Raw genomic sequence first — 15,134 nt, forward strand, 5'->3', positions numbered from 1 at the left:
TAAGAATCTGATGAAACCCCTGTTTGGAAAGCATCCGATCACGCCAGCCTTTGAGCGTCTTGTGTCGTTATACGCCCATGGCTGTGATAAACGAACGCCCCGACGGCACTATGGCGTGCCGCCGGGGCGTTCGGAGTACGAGCAGACGCCGCGGTGATTAGCGCTTGCTGTACTGCGGGGCCTTGCGGGCCTTCTTCAGACCGGCCTTCTTGCGCTCGACCGCACGGTCGTCGCGACGGAGGAAGCCGGCCTTCTTCAGGGCGCCGCGGTTGTTGTCCACGTCGGCCTCGTTCAGAGCGCGGGCCACGCCGAGGCGCAGGGCGCCGGCCTGACCGGAGACGCCGCCACCCGCGATACGGGCGATGACGTCGTAGCGGCCCTCGAGCTCGAGGACCTTGAACGGCTCGTTGACTTCCTGCTGGTGCACCTTGTTCGGGAAGTAGTCCTCGAGGGTGCGACCGTTGATCTTCCACTTGCCGGTGCCCGGGACGATCCGGACGCGGGCGATGGCGTTCTTACGGCGACCCAGGCCGGCGGCCGGCTGGGCCTCGCCGAAGCGGGAAGCCACGGACTCCGAGGTGTACTCGCCCTCGACGGGCACCTCGGACTCGGTGGTGTAGCTCTCGATGTCGACGATCTCTTCGCCCTCGACGGGCGTCTCGACGGTGGTCTCGGCCACGATTCTCCTCAGATTCTCTTCAGTCTTAGGGGGTGGCCGGACTTACTGCGCGACCTGGGTGATCTCGAACGGAACCGGCTGCTGCGCAGCGTGCGGGTGGTTCTCGCCCGAGTAGACCTTCAGCTTCGTGAGCATCTGACGGCCCAGGGTGTTCTTGGGGAGCATGCCCTTGACGGCCTTCTCGATGGCCTTCTCGGGGTTCTTGTCGAGCAGCTCGTCGTAGCGGACGGAGCGCAGACCACCCGGGTAACCGGAGTGGCGGTACGCCATCTTCTGGGTCCGCTTGTTGCCGGACAGGTGCACCTTGTCGGCGTTGATGATGATGACGAAGTCACCGGTGTCGACGTGGGGCGCGTAGATCGGCTTGTGCTTGCCGCGCAGGATGGACGCCGCAGTGGAGGCCAGACGGCCCAGGACGATGTCCTGCGCGTCGATGACGAGCCACTGGCGGGTCACATCGCCGGGCTTGGGGCTGTACGTACGCACTTCGCAGCCTTCTTCTTCAGTGGATGGGTGCTGACACATGGCATCACTGAAGCGATCGTGCAGCTGGGGACGACAGTGCCGGGAACGATGCCCGTATGCCGCCCACTGGTAACTGCTCCAGGGAACCTACGTAAGGGCCTCTCGCCTGAGAGCGACCAAGCCAATACGCATAACGAACTGCAAGGGTACCCGCGCCGCCCCGGACGGGTCAAAACGGCGTCGGGCCTGCGATGCCGCGGTGACCCGTGAGACTGGGCGACACGCGGGTTGCGACCCCGTCTAAGATGCGGCCCATGAGCTTTGGGCAGGGGGGTCCTCAGTCCCAGTGGGACCCCTGGAAACCGAATTCGCAGCAGCAGCCGTGGAGCGACGGCGACACCCGGACACCGGACTGGGCTGCGCTCGCCGAGGCGTCGGAGTCGCGCAACAAGCGTCGCAGACTGCTGCTCGTCGGCGGCGGCGCGCTGGCCACCGTCGCGATAGGTGCCGCGGTCGCCGTGGCCGTGGTGTCGGCGAACGGCGACAGCGAGGCGTCCGGCAACCCGTCCTCCCAGCTGCCGTCGACCGCGGACATCCCGAGCGCCTCCGGCGCGACGGACCCGTCGTTCGCGCCGACCAGCGCGCCGCCGCCGCTGGATCCGAAGGACTTCATCGCCACCAAGAGCAAGGACACCGCTCCGCTCGGTGCGCAGATCCTCTTCCCCGGCACGCAGCTGACCATGGGCGAGACGGTGTACAAGAAGGGCCCGACGGCCGACACGAAGAACTGCGCGTCGGCCGTCAACGATCAGGGCACCCTCGGCAAGGTCCTCACCGCCAACGGCTGCACCCGCATGCTGCGCGTCACCTACCTCAAGGACGGTGTCGCGGTGACGGTCGGCGTGGCCGTCTTCGACACCGAGGCGAAGGCGACGAAGGCCAAGGGACAGGCCGACGACAAGAGCATCATCGCGTCCCTGTCGGGCGGTGGCGTCAAGCCCTTCTGCAATTCCGCCCTGTGCCGCACGACCACCAACTCCTACGGCCGTTACGCCTACTTCACCGTCGCCGGCTTCTTCAACGGCAAGGACGTCACGACGAAGGACACGAAGGTCTTCCAGATCGGCGACGACCTGGCCGAGTTCACGTTCCGCCAGATCCGGCGGCGGGGCGAGGCGCAGGCTTCGGCGGCGGCGAACGAGTAGCGCTTCTCCCTCTCCCCCGCCCGCAGGAGCCTCCGGCGTCGGGGGACAATCACCGCACGTCGTGTCGGGGAGGGGGCGGGGGCCGTGCGGATGCGAGGCCGGATCGGGCTGCTCGGGGCCGCGGCGGGCAGCGCACTGCTGGCCCCGCTGGGAGTGTGGGCCTGGCGTGACCGGGAGGCACCTGCCGGGCCCCGCGCGGTGCCGACCGATCTGCGGGACCGGGACCCCGGGGCGACCCCCGAGGCGCGCCGGGTGTACGCCATGCTCGCCCACCTGGAGAACACCGCGCGCCGCGGCCGCCCGAGCCGCACGGTGATCGGCCAGCACGTCGAGCTGCACAACGAGCGGTACAACGCGCGGTACGGCGACTACCGCGGCACCAAGCCGCCGGGCTACTACTACCGCAAGGCCCGTGACATCACCGGCCGCCTGCCCGGCTTCGTGGAGCTGGACCTGGGCCCCGGTTACGGCCGGCCCGGCTGGGCGGTGGGCCAGAGCCGCTCCTACTCCCGCTCCTGGCCCGGCTGCCGCCCGTCCTGGGGGTACGTCGAGGACGCCGTGGACCTCGCCGTCGGCGTGTGGGCGGGACTGCCCAGGGCGGCCGACGGCTCGTACCGCCCCTCCGGCACGCACCGGGAGTGCGCGTCCGGAACCGAGGTCGCCCTGCCGCACAACGGGGGCGCTCCGGCGGGCCTGGTCGGGTTCTCCTTCCACCAGCCGTACCCGGGCAGCCCCGTCAAGGGCTTCGAGCAGACCCTCCTGCGCAACTCACCCGCGGCGAAGGACCCCCGCTGGTTCGCCAGGGTCGTGAGCCGGGGCACCGCCGAGCACCGGGACCTGCTGCGCGACCTCGCCTTCCTCGCGGACCACCTGGGCTACCTCGCCGACCATGGCGTACCGGTGCTGCTGCGGCCGTACCACGAGATGAACACCGCGCCCGGCCGCGGCTTCTGGTGGGCGGGCCAGGACCCGGCCGTGTTCCGGACGCTGTGGCGGCTGACGTACGACTACCTCGTGCACCGTCGCGGCCTGCACAACCTGATCTTCGTGTGGGCGCCGAACTCCTGGGACGGCACCTACGGCCGGGAACCCGGGGCGTACTACCCGGGCGGCCGCTATGTCGACATCGTCGGTGTCGACGACTACAGCGACACCCCGGCCGAGCCGTTCGGCGGCGGAGCCTGGACCGAGGTGTGGCATCGCGGCCTGGAGGAGTTCCGCAGGCCCCGGATCGTCTCGGAGTCCTTCCATGTACCGCTCAACGCGGCGCAGCCGAAGACTTTGACCAGGACGCCGTGGGTGCTGTGGACGGTGTGGGGGCAGGCGCTGTCGTACGACAACATCTCCACGCCCCGGAGGAAGAACACCGCAGACGACGTGAAACGGACGTACTACTCGTCCCGCGTGATCACGGCGCAAGACTTCACTTGATTAACTTTTGAACACATCTCCCTCACACCTGTTCCATGCACCCGACACGCATGCGAGTATCGTGCCCTTGTTCGGCCAATTTTGTTTGGGCGCCTGGGGGGGCATCTGAGCGGCGAATGGCCGGCTGACGCCAATGAGGCGTTGAGGGGTGGGGATCCCAGAGTGAACGTGCCGTGCTGCGCTCCGGCGTGCCACGGCTGAGATCTGTCGCTGCCTCAACGCACCACCGATCTCACGGGAGTTCCGCAGTCGTCATGGCATCGACACTGGTTGACGGGGGTGTGCCGCATTCGCGGCACAATCAGAAACTGGCCAAACGCACGGCTGCGTGGCGGCCGGGGATTATGCCGTTCCTCATTCCACTGGTAGGGCTGCTCGTCTTCAGCCTCTGGTCGTACACACCGTCCGAGTCACCGCTGGCCTGGCTGATCACCATCTGCTGGGCGCTGCCGGTCCCGGGTGTACTCGTGTCCATTCAGGGCTTCATCCTGATCCGCCGCCGGAACCGCAAGGCGCATCTGATGACCCCGCCCGCCCCGGTGGAGCAGGATTTCCTGATCACGCTGGTGCCCACCATCGGCCGGCACGACACCTACCCGGCGCTGGAACGTTCCGTCCTGTCCTACGTGGAGCACCTCCCCGAGTGGTTCCCGTACATGCGGGTGGACGTCCTCACCGAGGAGGGCTGCGAGGCCGCCGACCGGATCGACGCGCTGGCGGCGACCAGCCCCCTGATCCGTGTGGTCACGGTCCCGAAGGTCTACGAGACCAGGAACGGCACCCGGTTCAAGGCCCGCGCCAACAACTACGCCCACGAGCTGCGCATCGAGGAGGGCGAGGCGCTGGAGAACGTCTGGGTGCTGCACATGGACGACGACACCGGCGTGGGCCCCGACACCGCGGCGTCGCTCGCCCAGTTCATCAACCGCCAGCGCCGGGCCACGCCCGACGAGGTCAAGCACATGGCGCAGGGCATCCTGACGTACCCGCGGGAGAACGCGGTCAGCATGTTCACGTGGTTCGCCGACGCCATTCGCCCGGCGGACGACATCGCACGCTTCCGCGCCTTCACGGGACTCGGCACGCCGGCCGCCGGCGTGCACGGCGAGCTCCTCGTCATCCGCGCGTCCATCGAGGCCGAGATCGGCTGGGACTTCGGCCCCAAGGAGATCGTCGAGGACGCCCGGCTGGCCCTGACCTTCTGCCGTATCTATCCGGGCCGCAGCGACTGGTTCAACGGCCGCTGCTACGGCGCCTCGCCGGCCAACTCCAAGGACTTCATCAAGCAGCGTGAGCGCTGGGCCTGGGGCCTGGTCGCCCTCTGCTTCAACCGCAAGGTGCCGCTCCGCTACCGCTGGTTCCTGACCATCTGCGTGACGAGCTGGATCCTGGGCCCGCTCCAGCACGTCGGCACCGTGGTCTTCGTGGCCTGGTTCATCGGCGACATGAACACCTCCCCCGTGACCCAGTCGGTCGTCGTGCTGTGGTCGATCAGCTTCGCCTATGTGATCTGGGCGTACTGGGAAGGGCTGCGGCTCAACGCGATCGCCTCGGCCAACGGCCGGCGCAAGTGGTGGGAGCCCTTCGCGGTGATCCTCATGCTGCCCCTGTTCTCCCTCATCGAGGGGATCGGCGGCATCAAGGGTCTGTGGAAGTTCATCCGCCGCGAGGAGAACAAGTTCGTCGTCATCGCCAAGCCCGCCTGACCCGGAAGAGACAGACACCTCATGAAGCGCGCCCGCTTGCCTCTGCTTGCCGTGCTGCCCGTAACCGTCATCTCCTTCGTGATCGCGGTCCCCTTCGTCGCCGGTGACCATCCGCTGCGCTGGGAGTCGGGCTCGGTCCTGCCCGACCTCGTCCTCAAGGGCGAGGACACCGGGCGGACGGATGCCCCCTCCGACGGCACCACCGACCCGGACTCCTCGACCCCGGCCACCGCGGACATCGCCAAGGTGGACAAGGAGTGGAAGGAGGGCATGCCGCAGTGGGGCGTCCAGCTCTACTGGGAGGACAACCCCAAGCACTCCACCGAGTACGTCGAGAAGCAGGCCAGACTGCACTCCGACTACCTGGTCGGCCTGCACGCCAACTCCGTCAGCGTGAGCTTCCCCTTCTTCACCGGCGACCTAGACTCCACCAGGATCAGCGGGGGCGGCAAGACGCCCACCCCCGAGCGGCTCGCCAGTGTCCTGCGGATCTTCCACGAGGCCGGGCTGCGCACGACCGTACGGCCGCTGATGGACGAGACGTCCCTCGATGTGGACAACGGCGGCTGGCGCGGAAAGATCGACCCGGCCGACCGTGACGCCTGGTTCGCGTCGTACAAGAAGTTCCTGACGCCGTACCTCAAGGCGGCGCACAGTGAGCAGGCGGCGACCTTCGTCATCGGCACCGAGCTGAACTCGATGGAGGGCGACAGCCGCTGGGACGCCCTGGTCGCCTCCGCCGAGAAGACCTTCGCCGGCGAGGTCGCCTACGACGCCAACTGGGACAACTACGTCTCCGGCCGCATCAACATGCCGGTCAGCCACCTCGGCGTGGACGCCTACTTCCCCGTGAAGGTGGCCGACACCGCGCCCGTCGAGACGCTGGTCGACGGCTGGAACGACTGGCTGGACAAGAAGGCCACCGGCCCGCTGCCCAACATCACCGTCGCCGAGGCCGGCATCGGCGCGATGAAGGGCGCCTACAAGGCGCCCGGCGACTTCTACACCAAACGCGCGGTCAACCCCCAGGTGCAGGCCAACTGGTACACCGCCGTCTGCCAGGTCGTCCAGGAACGGCAGATGAGCGGCGTCTATTGGTGGTCGATCTACTTCGACGACGACCCGAACTCGAAGCCGGACGACAAGGTCGCCTCCCGGCTCGACTTCGCCGGGCGCCCTCTCACCGAGAAGGCCATCAAGTCCTGCTTCTCCTCTGATTACGCAGGCCCTGGGACCGACACCGCCAACTGACCGAGCGAGGCAATCATGCAAGAAGCCATCATTTTGGTGGGCGGCAAGGGAACCCGCCTGCGCCCCCTGACGAACCACACCCCGAAGCCGCTGCTGAACGTCGCGGGCTCGTCCTTCATCCGGCACCAGATCGCCAAGCTGATGGACGCCGGGGTCGAGCATGTGGTGTTCGCCACCTCATATCTCGCCAGTCTCTTCGAGGAGGAGTTCAAGGACTTCTCCCAGGAGCTTCAGATCTCCTACGCCGTCGAGAGCGTCCCGCTCGGCACGGGCGGCGCCATCCGCAACGCGGCCCGTCTGCTGCGCGGCACGTCGGACGCGCCTGTTCTGATCCTCAACGGCGACATCCTGTCCGGCGTCGACCTGCGCGCCATCCTGGAGCACCACGAGGCGCACGCAGCGGATGTGACCCTGCATCTCACCCGGGTCGCCGACCCGCGCGCCTTCGGCCTGGTCCCCACCGACGAGTCCGGAAGGGTGCTGTCCTTCCTGGAGAAGCCCAAGACGGCCGAGGAGTGCGTCACCGATCAGATCAACGCCGGCTGCTATGTGTTCAGCCGGTCCGTGCTGGACGCCATTCCGGCCGACCGCGAGGTCTCGGTCGAGCAGGAGACCTTCCCGCAGCTCGTCGCCCAGGGCCGTCGTGTGTTCGGCCACACCACGGCCGACTACTGGCGGGACCTCGGCACACCGCTGGCCTTCGTCCACGGGTCCGCCGACCTGATCACCGGCAAGGCGACCTCTCCCCTGGTCGGTCGCCCCGCCGAGGCCCTGATCCATCCCACGGCCACCGTCGACCCGACCGCCCGCGTCACCGGCGGCTCGACGATCGGTCCGCACGCCGTCATCGGCGCACATGTGGTCGTCGACCGCTCCATCATCGGCGGGAAGGTCACCGTGGCCGGCGGCGCCCGGATCCATGAGTCCGTGGTGGACCACGACTCCTCGATCGGCAGTGAATCGTTCCTGCACGAGGTCGTGGTGGGCTGCCACGCCCACGTCGGCGCCCAGAACGAGCTTCCCGCCCGGCTTCGGCTGTCGTGCGGCATCCGCATTCCTGCCCAGGGTGTGCGCGTCAGCGGTACGGCTGTCGCCTGCCCGACGGTCCACTGAAGTCGCCGGCCCGCCCGGACAGTTACTGGAGAACCGTGACCCGCCATCGTTCAACGGCCGCGCAGACAGAGCCTCTTCGCAAGTACCGGCCGGACATTCAGGGCCTGCGTGCCGTCGCCATCATGATGGTCGTCAGCATGCACGTCGGCATCCTCGACATCCACGGCGGCGTGGACGTCAGCTTCGTCCTGAGCGGCTTCCTCATCGGCAGCCAGCTCCTCGCCGAGATCGACAAGACGGGCAAGGTGTCACTGAGCAAGTTCTGGGCGCGTCGCTTCCGACGACTCGCCCCGGGCGCCGCCATCACCATCATCGCCACGGCCGTCCTGTCATGGATCTACGCAAGCCCGTTCGTCTTCCGTGACTACATGTCCGACGGGTTCGCCGCCTCGCTGAGCATCATCAACTGGCGCCTCGCCGAGAACGGCACCGACTACTTCGCCAACGACGGCAGCCAGTCCCCGTACCAGCACTTCTGGTCGCTGGGCATCGAGGAACAGTTCTACGTCATCGCCCCGATCGCCCTCGTCGCCGTGGCCTGGATCAGTCGCCTCATCTTCCGCAACCGCTTCCTGGTCGCGGTGTTCCTGATGGCCGTGGTGGGCGGATCGTTCTACCTGGGCTACACACAGACCGAGACGAACCAGCCCCTCGCCTACTTCAGCACCCCCAGCCGTATCTGGGAGATCGCGTTCGGCGTCCTGCTCGCACTCAGCGCCAGATTCCTGTCCCGCATGCCCGTGGGGCTGGCGGGGGTCGTCTCCTGGCTGGGCCTCGGTACCCTCCTCGTCACCTCGATGCTGATCACGGACGAGACCCCGCTGCCGGGATATGCCGTAGCCGGCCCGGTGCTCGGCGCCTCGATGATCATCGCCGGCGGTTGCGCCAACCCGGGCTTCGGCGCGGAGAAGCTCCTGGACAACCCCGTCTTCAACTTCATCGGTAACGTCAGCTACGGCTGGTACCTCTGGCACTGGCCGGTTCTGATCCTCTGGCCGCACGTTCTCGATCGGAAGTTCACGTACTCGGACCGTTTCCGGGTGGCGTTCCTCTCCTTCTTCCTGGCGATCGCGATGCACTACATCGTCGAGAAGCGCTTCAGGGACAACGTGAAGCTCGTCCTCAGCCCCTGGCGGGGCATCCTCACCGGCGGAACGCTGACGGCCACCGCCGCCGTCGCCACGACACTCGCCCTGCAAGTGCCGCTCAACCTCTCGCTCGCGACCTCCGGCAGCGCCGCCGCCGCGGGCTTCGGCGGCATCGGGTCGGTGGAGCAGGCCGTGACCAAGGTGAATCGGCCCGAAATCAGCGAGAAGGCACTGCTGAGCGCTCCGGACGACCGAGGCGACCACGGCTGCATCGACGACCTGCTGATCACCGGCTACTCCCTGCGCGACGAGTGCGTCATGGGCGACAAGGAAGCCGACAGGACCATGGTGCTGCTGGGTGACTCGCACGCCTATCAGTGGGGCAACGCGTTCAACGCGCTCGGCCTCAAGCTGCACGTCAAGGTCATCACGGTGATCAAGAGCGGCTGCACCCCCGAGGTCTACAAGATCACTCGTGAGGACCTCGGGCGGGAGTACACCGAGTGCACGAGCTGGCGGAAGACCGCCCTCGACAAGATCGACGAGATCGACCCGGACGTCATCGTCGTAACCAACCGCGTCCAGTCGACCACCACACGCGAGGGCGCCAAGGAGACCTTCAAGACGCTCAAGGCCACGGGCGCGAACCTCGTCTATCTCACGGACACGCCGTATCCGAACTTCAACGTCCCGGACTGCCTGGCGGAGAACTCGGACAAGCTCTCCAAGTGCAGCCCGAAGGCTGAGAACATCGTCGACCGCGCCGAATTCCGGCTGATGGAACGCGAAGTGGCCGAGGAGTACGGGTTCAAGGTCATCGACACGATTCCCGCGTTCTGCGCGGACGGATACTGCCCGGCCGTGATCGGCGGACACGTGGTCTATTGGGACTACAGCCACATGACGGGCAGCTACGCGCGATCCCTGGTGCCCTTCCTCCAGCCGACCTTCAAGAAGGTCCTGGCCGGCTGACCCCCGCTACCCGCAGCACCCCGCCGACGGCAACGTCCGCTTGTTCCGCGCCTCCCTGCTCCGCGCGGCCAGCAACTCGTCGGCGGGGTAACCGACTTCCTCCAACGTCAGCCCGTGCGGCCGTACGACATGCACGGCCGAATCCCGTACGCCGGCAGCGAGCACCTTGCCCGGCCACTCCGGCCCCCGATGCCCGTCCCCCACGAACAGCAACGCCCCGATCAACGACCGCACCATGTTGTGGCAGAAGGCATCGGCCCGCACGGTCGCGGTGATGATCCCGTCCTCGCCCCGCACCAGGCTCAGCTCCTGAAGCGTACGAATGGTGGTCGCGCCCTCGCGCTTCTTGCAGTAGGCGGCGAAGTCGTGCTCCCCGAGCAGCCGCTGAGCCGCTTCGTTCATGGCGTCCACGTCGAGCGGCCAGTCGTGCCAGAGGACGTGGCTGCGCAGCAACGGATCAACGCCACCCGGATTGTCGGTGACGCGATACGCATAGCGCCGCCAGACGGCCGAGAACCGTGCGTTGAAGCCGCTGGGCGCCTCCCGCAGGGCCCACACACGAACGTCCTTGGCGAGCCGCCCGGCAAGCCGCTTGAGCAGCTTCTCGCGATGCTCCCCCCACACCTCCCGATCCAGATCGACATGCGCGACCTGTCCCCGCGCATGCACCCCGGCATCGGTACGCCCGGCCACGGTCAGCTCATACGTCTCCCGCGACCGCGTGACCGTACGCAGCGCGTCCTCGACCTCCCCCTGCACGGTCCTGCGCCCACCGGCCTGCTTGGCCCAGCCGGAGAACTCGGTCCCGTCGTAGGACAGGTCGAGGCGAACACGAACATGCCCGGCCGCTGCTTCATCACTCACACAGAGATCCTCTCAGGTACACAAAAAGCGGGCCCGTCCCATTGAAGGAACGGACCCGCAATCGCCCCAAAGGGGCAGACGCTTACGCGTCCTTGGACTCCTCAGCCGCGTCCTCGGCCTCGTCGGCCTTGGTCACGTCGACCTTGGTGTCCTCGACAACCGGCGCCTCCGCGTCCTTGGCGGCACGCTTCGTCGCGGCCTCGGCCTCACCCGTGGCCTGCTGCGCAACCGTCAGCGCCTCGACCAGCTCGATGACAGCCATGGGCGCGTTGTCGCCACGGCGGTTACCGATCTTGGTGATACGGGTGTAGCCACCCGGACGGTTCTCGTAGCGCGGGCCGATCTCGGTGAAGAGCGTGTGCACGATGCTCTTGTCCGTGATCACCTGGAGCACCTGACGGCGGTTGTGAAGGTCGCCCTTCTTCGCCTTGGTGACCAGACGCTCGGCGTACGGCCGCAGACGACGGGCCTTGGCCTCGGTGGTGGTGATACGGCCGTGCTCGAACAGCGACTTCGCGAGGTTCGCGAGAAGCAGCTTCTCGTGCGCGGCACCGCCGCCCAGACGGGCACCCTTGGCGGGCTTCGGCATTTCTATCTCCTGTGTGTCTGCCCCGGCCGTGTCAGGTACCGGGGTCAGGAACCCGATGAGCGGATGCTCACCGGCAATGACCGATCAGTACTGCTCGGTCTCCACGAAACCCGCGTCCGCGTCGTCGTCGGCGCCGAAGGCGTCGGCAGCGGCCGTGGGGTCGAATCCGGGCGGGCTGTCCTTCAGGGCAAGGCCCATGCCGGCCAGCTTCGCCTTGACCTCGTCGATGGACTTCGCACCGAAGTTACGGATGTCCAGGAGGTCGGCCTCGGAGCGCGCGACCAGCTCACCCACGGAGTGGATGCCCTCACGCTTGAGGCAGTTGTACGACCGAACGGTGAGCTCCAGCTCCTCGATCGGCAGCGCCAGATCGGCGGCAAGGGCGGCGTCCGTCGGGGACGGACCCATGTCGATGCCCTCGGCGTCGATGTTGAGCTCGCGCGCCAGACCGAACAGCTCCACCAGCGTCTTGCCGGCGGACGCCATGGCGTCACGCGGACGCATGGCCTGCTTGGTCTCGACGTCGACGATCAGCTTGTCGAAGTCGGTGCGCTGCTCGACACGCGTGGCCTCGACCTTGTACGTGACCTTCAGAACCGGCGAGTAGATGGAGTCGACCGGGATACGACCGATCTCCTGGCCCACCTGCTTGTTCTGAACGGCGGAGACATAGCCACGGCCGCGCTCGACCGTGAGCTCCATCTCCAGCTTGCCCTTGCCGTTGAGCGTGGCGAGGACGAGGTCGGGGTTGTGCACCTCGACACCGGCCGGGGGCGCGATGTCGGCGGCGGTGACCAGACCCGGACCCTGCTTGCGCAGGTACATCACCACAGGCTCGTCGTGCTCACTGCTCACGACCAGCTGCTTGATGTTGAGGATCAGATCGGTGACGTCCTCCTTGACGCCCGGCACGGTGGTGAACTCGTGCAGAACGCCGTCGATCCGGATGCTGGTGACAGCAGCGCCGGGGATCGAGGAGAGGAGCGTACGGCGGAGGGAGTTGCCGAGGGTGTAGCCGAATCCCGGCTCCAGCGGCTCGATCACGAACCGGGAGCGGAACTCGTCGACGACCTCTTCGGTCAACGAGGGACGCTGAGCGATCAGCATGTTGCGATCCTTCTGTCAGGGGCGCCCGCTATTTGACGCCCTGATTTGTTACAAGGGTACGGGCGATACGACTCCGAAGAGCCATACCGCCCGAAAACCTCAGACCAAGCAGCCGTGCGTCAGACGCGGCGGCGCTTCGGCGGACGGCAGCCGTTGTGCGGGGTCGGGGTGACGTCCTGGATGGAGCCGACCTCGAGACCCGTCGCCTGGAGCGAACGGATGGCGGTCTCACGACCGGAACCCGGGCCCTTGACGAACACGTCGACCTTGCGCATGCCGTGCTCCTGGGCGCGACGGGCAGCCGACTCGGCGGCCATCTGCGCGGCGAACGGCGTGGACTTCCGGGAGCCCTTGAAGCCGACGTGGCCGGCGGAGGCCCAGGAGATCACGTTGCCGGACGGGTCCGTGATGGAGACGATCGTGTTGTTGAACGTGCTCTTGATGTGCGCGTGGCCGTGAGCGACGTTCTTCTTTTCCTTGCGGCGCACCTTCTTGGCAGCGCCCTGACGACCCTTGGGGGGCATCTATTACTCCTACGGGGAGGTGGTCGGTCCTACAGCGAAGACCGCTGATGAAGCGTTGTCCGCTGCGGACTACTTCTTGCCCGGCTTCTTCTTACCGGCGATGGCGCGACGCGGGCCCTTACGGGTACGAGCGTTCGTGCTGGTGCGCTGACCGCGGACGGGCAGACCACGACGGTGACGGAGGCCCTGGTAGCAGCCGATCTCCACCTTGCGGCGAATGTCGGCCTGGACCTCACGACGGAGGTCACCCTCGGTCTTGATGTTGTTGTCCACGTACTCGCGGATCGCGACGAGCTGCTCCTCGGAGAGGTCGCGAACACGGGTGTTCGGGTCGATGCCCGTTTCCGCCAGCGTCAGCTGCGAAAGCGTCCGGCCGATGCCGAACACGTAGGTGAGGGCGACCTCCACACGCTTTTCGCGCGGGATGTCAACACCGGAAACGCGTGCCATTCAATGGCTCCAGTTGTCGTTCGGAGGTCTGACGCGGAATCGATTCCCAGCCGCCGTACGAGGTACGAACTGGGTCCCCGGCCTCCGACCGGGGGTATCAGGCCTGATGCTTCTCAGCCCTGGATTCCGCGTATGAACATGTACTGCTTACGTCGCGCGAAGTCTGCGAATGCAGAGGTTCGGTCTTGCGTCAGCCCTGGCGCTGCTTGTGGCGCGGGTTCTCGCAAATGACCATGACCCGACCGTGACGGCGGATCACCCTGCACTTGTCGCAGATCTTCTTGACGCTCGGCTTGACCTTCATTGGTGAGGTTCTCCGGGTCAGTGCCACCACCCCGGCGAGCCGGGGCACAGGCAAGATCTACTTGTAGCGGTAGACGATCCGGCCACGCGTCAGGTCGTACGGAGACAACTCCACCACGACCCGGTCGTCAGGGAGGATGCGGATGTAGTGCATACGCATCTTGCCGCTGATATGTGCCAGGACCTGGTGGCCGTTCTGGAGCTCGACCTTGAACATGGCGTTCGGAAGAGACTCGACGACAGTGCCCTCGATCTCGATGGCACCTTGCTTCTTGGCCACGCTTCGCCCTTCGAATCGACTACCTTGATCGGCTCCCTTGCGGGGCGCATGCAGGCATGCGGGTGCACGAGAGCCGACGAGTCAGTCTACGTCAGCGCACCCGGAAAGACGAATCGTGGAAGTCTGCCCCAGGCCGGAGATCATTAAGCCAGCGGATCCGGCGCCGCGGTGATCCCGTACTCGGCGAGCTTGGCCTTTCCGCCGTCGGGCGCGGTCAGAACCAGCGGCCCCTGCTCGGTGAGAGCGACGGAGTGCTCCCAGTGCGACGACCACGTGCCATCCGTGGTGACGACCGTCCAGTCGTCCGCGAGGACCTCGGTCTTCGGGGTGCCCAGGGACACCATCGGCTCGATGGCCAGGCAGAAGCCGGGCACCAGCTTCGGGCCCTTGCCGCGGCGCTTCTCGACGTAGTTCAGCAGATGGGGGTCCATGTGCATCTCGGTGCCGATGCCATGGCCGCCGTAGTCCTCGATGATGCCGTAGCGGCCGCCGCCGGGCTTGGGCTGGCGGCGGATGTACGTCTCGATGGCGCGGGAGACGTCCACCAGGCGGTTGCCCTGCTTCATCGCCGCGATGCCGGCCCACATCGACTCCTCCGTCACCCGGGAGAGCTCGACCAGTTCCGGAGCGTGACCGGAGCCGACGAAGACGGTGTACGCCGCGTCGCCGTGCCAGCCCTCGATGATCGCGCCGGCGTCGACGGAGATGACGTCGCCGTCCTTGAGGACGACCTCGTCGGACGGGATGCCGTGGACCACGACCTCGTTCACGGAGGTGCAGATGGTGGCCGGGAAGCCGCCGTATCCGAGGAAGTTCGACTTGGCCCCGTGCTCCGCGAGGACCTTCCGCGCCACCTCGTCCAAGTCCTTCGTGGAGGCACCCGGCACAGCCGCCTCCCGCGTCGCCGCATGAATGGCGGCAACGACCAGCCCCGCCTCACGCATCTTGGCGATCTGCTCAGGGGACTTGATCTGGACCATGGCGGCGGTGGCCTTTCTGGAACGGGGAGAAATGGGGCTGCTCCAACAACCATACGTGCGCGGTCTGCGTCCGCTCTCACGCAGCAGCCGCGGCCCCCCGACGGGGAACCGCGGCTACAGCAACGTA

General features: G+C 67.0%; 16 protein-coding genes. 6 read left to right on the forward strand and 10 right to left on the reverse strand.

Annotated features, from left to right (window positions below):
* Positions 1-157: 157 nt before the first annotated feature.
* Positions 158-679 carry a 30S ribosomal protein S9 gene (gene rpsI, locus ACIHFB_RS35610; RefSeq protein ID WP_365281055.1) on the reverse strand — a complete coding sequence of 174 codons (522 nt, stop codon included), beginning with the start codon at positions 677-679 and terminating at the stop codon, positions 158-160.
* A 42-nt stretch (positions 680-721) separates the two neighbouring features.
* Positions 722-1,165, reverse strand: a complete 444-nt coding sequence (rplM, locus tag ACIHFB_RS35615) for a 50S ribosomal protein L13 (RefSeq protein ID WP_365281058.1) — start codon at positions 1,163-1,165, stop codon at positions 722-724.
* A gap of 293 nt (positions 1,166-1,458) precedes the next feature.
* On the opposite strand from rplM, the gene ACIHFB_RS35620 reads away from it, so the two are divergent.
* From ACIHFB_RS35620 to ACIHFB_RS35645, 6 genes are all read left to right on the forward strand, one after another.
* The gene (locus tag ACIHFB_RS35620) at positions 1,459-2,349 is read left to right on the forward strand and encodes a hypothetical protein (RefSeq protein WP_365281061.1); all 891 of its coding nucleotides are present in this window, start codon (positions 1,459-1,461) and stop codon (positions 2,347-2,349) included.
* A 90-nt stretch (positions 2,350-2,439) separates the two neighbouring features.
* Complete coding sequence (locus tag ACIHFB_RS35625) at positions 2,440-3,780, forward strand: glycoside hydrolase family 26 protein (RefSeq protein ID WP_400129184.1); 1,341 nt, start codon at positions 2,440-2,442, stop codon at positions 3,778-3,780.
* Positions 3,781-4,124: 344 nt separating this feature from the next.
* Positions 4,125-5,486: a glycosyltransferase family 2 protein gene (locus ACIHFB_RS35630; RefSeq protein WP_400129076.1), complete on the forward strand. Its 1,362-nt coding sequence runs from the start codon at positions 4,125-4,127 to the stop codon at positions 5,484-5,486.
* A gap of 21 nt (positions 5,487-5,507) precedes the next feature.
* Entirely contained in the window at positions 5,508-6,737 is a 1,230-nt protein-coding gene (locus tag ACIHFB_RS35635; protein WP_365281067.1) for a glycoside hydrolase family 113, read from the forward strand.
* Positions 6,738-6,752: 15 nt separating this feature from the next.
* Positions 6,753-7,850, forward strand: a complete 1,098-nt coding sequence (locus ACIHFB_RS35640; protein WP_400129077.1) for a sugar phosphate nucleotidyltransferase — start codon at positions 6,753-6,755, stop codon at positions 7,848-7,850.
* A gap of 35 nt (positions 7,851-7,885) precedes the next feature.
* The gene (locus ACIHFB_RS35645; protein ID WP_365281073.1) at positions 7,886-9,910 is read left to right on the forward strand and encodes an acyltransferase family protein; all 2,025 of its coding nucleotides are present in this window, start codon (positions 7,886-7,888) and stop codon (positions 9,908-9,910) included.
* Positions 9,911-9,916: 6 nt separating this feature from the next.
* Here ACIHFB_RS35645 and truA read toward each other — a convergent pair whose 3' ends face one another.
* The 8 genes from truA to map form a co-directional block, all read right to left on the reverse strand.
* Entirely contained in the window at positions 9,917-10,774 is an 858-nt protein-coding gene (gene truA / locus ACIHFB_RS35650; RefSeq protein ID WP_365281076.1) for a tRNA pseudouridine(38-40) synthase TruA, read from the reverse strand.
* 82 nt (positions 10,775-10,856) lie between these two features.
* Positions 10,857-11,363 carry a 50S ribosomal protein L17 gene (gene rplQ / locus ACIHFB_RS35655; protein ID WP_365281079.1) on the reverse strand — a complete coding sequence of 169 codons (507 nt, stop codon included), beginning with the start codon at positions 11,361-11,363 and terminating at the stop codon, positions 10,857-10,859.
* Between the two features lie 84 nt (positions 11,364-11,447).
* A complete protein-coding gene (locus ACIHFB_RS35660; RefSeq protein ID WP_003966937.1) occupies positions 11,448-12,470 on the reverse strand; it encodes a DNA-directed RNA polymerase subunit alpha in 1,023 nt (340 codons plus the stop codon).
* Between the two features lie 119 nt (positions 12,471-12,589).
* On the reverse strand, positions 12,590-12,994 hold the full coding sequence (gene rpsK / locus ACIHFB_RS35665) for a 30S ribosomal protein S11 (protein ID WP_003956432.1): 405 nt from the start codon (positions 12,992-12,994) through the stop codon (positions 12,590-12,592).
* Positions 12,995-13,063: 69 nt separating this feature from the next.
* The gene (rpsM, locus tag ACIHFB_RS35670; protein WP_053753917.1) at positions 13,064-13,444 is read right to left on the reverse strand and encodes a 30S ribosomal protein S13; all 381 of its coding nucleotides are present in this window, start codon (positions 13,442-13,444) and stop codon (positions 13,064-13,066) included.
* Between the two features lie 190 nt (positions 13,445-13,634).
* Positions 13,635-13,748 (reverse strand): 50S ribosomal protein L36, encoded by a 114-nt coding sequence (rpmJ, locus tag ACIHFB_RS35675; protein WP_003998809.1) that lies wholly within the window; start codon positions 13,746-13,748, stop codon positions 13,635-13,637.
* A gap of 57 nt (positions 13,749-13,805) precedes the next feature.
* The gene (infA, locus tag ACIHFB_RS35680) at positions 13,806-14,027 is read right to left on the reverse strand and encodes a translation initiation factor IF-1 (RefSeq protein ID WP_003948620.1); all 222 of its coding nucleotides are present in this window, start codon (positions 14,025-14,027) and stop codon (positions 13,806-13,808) included.
* A gap of 143 nt (positions 14,028-14,170) precedes the next feature.
* Complete coding sequence (map, locus tag ACIHFB_RS35685) at positions 14,171-15,007, reverse strand: type I methionyl aminopeptidase (protein ID WP_365281084.1); 837 nt, start codon at positions 15,005-15,007, stop codon at positions 14,171-14,173.
* Positions 15,008-15,134 lie beyond the last annotated feature (127 nt).

It is taken from the genome of Streptomyces sp. NPDC051963, assembly GCF_044593495.1.
Taxonomy (GTDB): Bacteria; Actinomycetota; Actinomycetes; order Streptomycetales; family Streptomycetaceae; genus Streptomyces.

What these genes read in the sequence shown, in the direction of transcription:
- ACIHFB_RS35620 (WP_365281061.1), top strand. Translation starts at nt 1,459, where the DNA reads ATGAGCTTTGGGCAGGGGGGTCCTCAGTCCCAGTGGGACCCCTGGAAA.
- ACIHFB_RS35625 (WP_400129184.1), top strand. Translation starts at nt 2,440, where the DNA reads ATGCGAGGCCGGATCGGGCTGCTCGGGGCCGCGGCGGGCAGCGCACTG.
- ACIHFB_RS35630 (WP_400129076.1), top strand. Translation starts at nt 4,125, where the DNA reads ATGCCGTTCCTCATTCCACTGGTAGGGCTGCTCGTCTTCAGCCTCTGG.
- ACIHFB_RS35635 (WP_365281067.1), top strand. Translation starts at nt 5,508, where the DNA reads ATGAAGCGCGCCCGCTTGCCTCTGCTTGCCGTGCTGCCCGTAACCGTC.
- ACIHFB_RS35640 (WP_400129077.1), top strand. Translation starts at nt 6,753, where the DNA reads ATGCAAGAAGCCATCATTTTGGTGGGCGGCAAGGGAACCCGCCTGCGC.
- rplQ (WP_365281079.1), bottom strand. Translation starts at nt 11,363, where the DNA reads ATGCCGAAGCCCGCCAAGGGTGCCCGTCTGGGCGGCGGTGCCGCGCAC.
- ACIHFB_RS35660 (WP_003966937.1), bottom strand. Translation starts at nt 12,470, where the DNA reads ATGCTGATCGCTCAGCGTCCCTCGTTGACCGAAGAGGTCGTCGACGAG.
- rpsK (WP_003956432.1), bottom strand. Translation starts at nt 12,994, where the DNA reads ATGCCCCCCAAGGGTCGTCAGGGCGCTGCCAAGAAGGTGCGCCGCAAG.
- rpsM (WP_053753917.1), bottom strand. Translation starts at nt 13,444, where the DNA reads ATGGCACGCGTTTCCGGTGTTGACATCCCGCGCGAAAAGCGTGTGGAG.
- rpmJ (WP_003998809.1), bottom strand. Translation starts at nt 13,748, where the DNA reads ATGAAGGTCAAGCCGAGCGTCAAGAAGATCTGCGACAAGTGCAGGGTG.
- map (WP_365281084.1), bottom strand. Translation starts at nt 15,007, where the DNA reads ATGGTCCAGATCAAGTCCCCTGAGCAGATCGCCAAGATGCGTGAGGCG.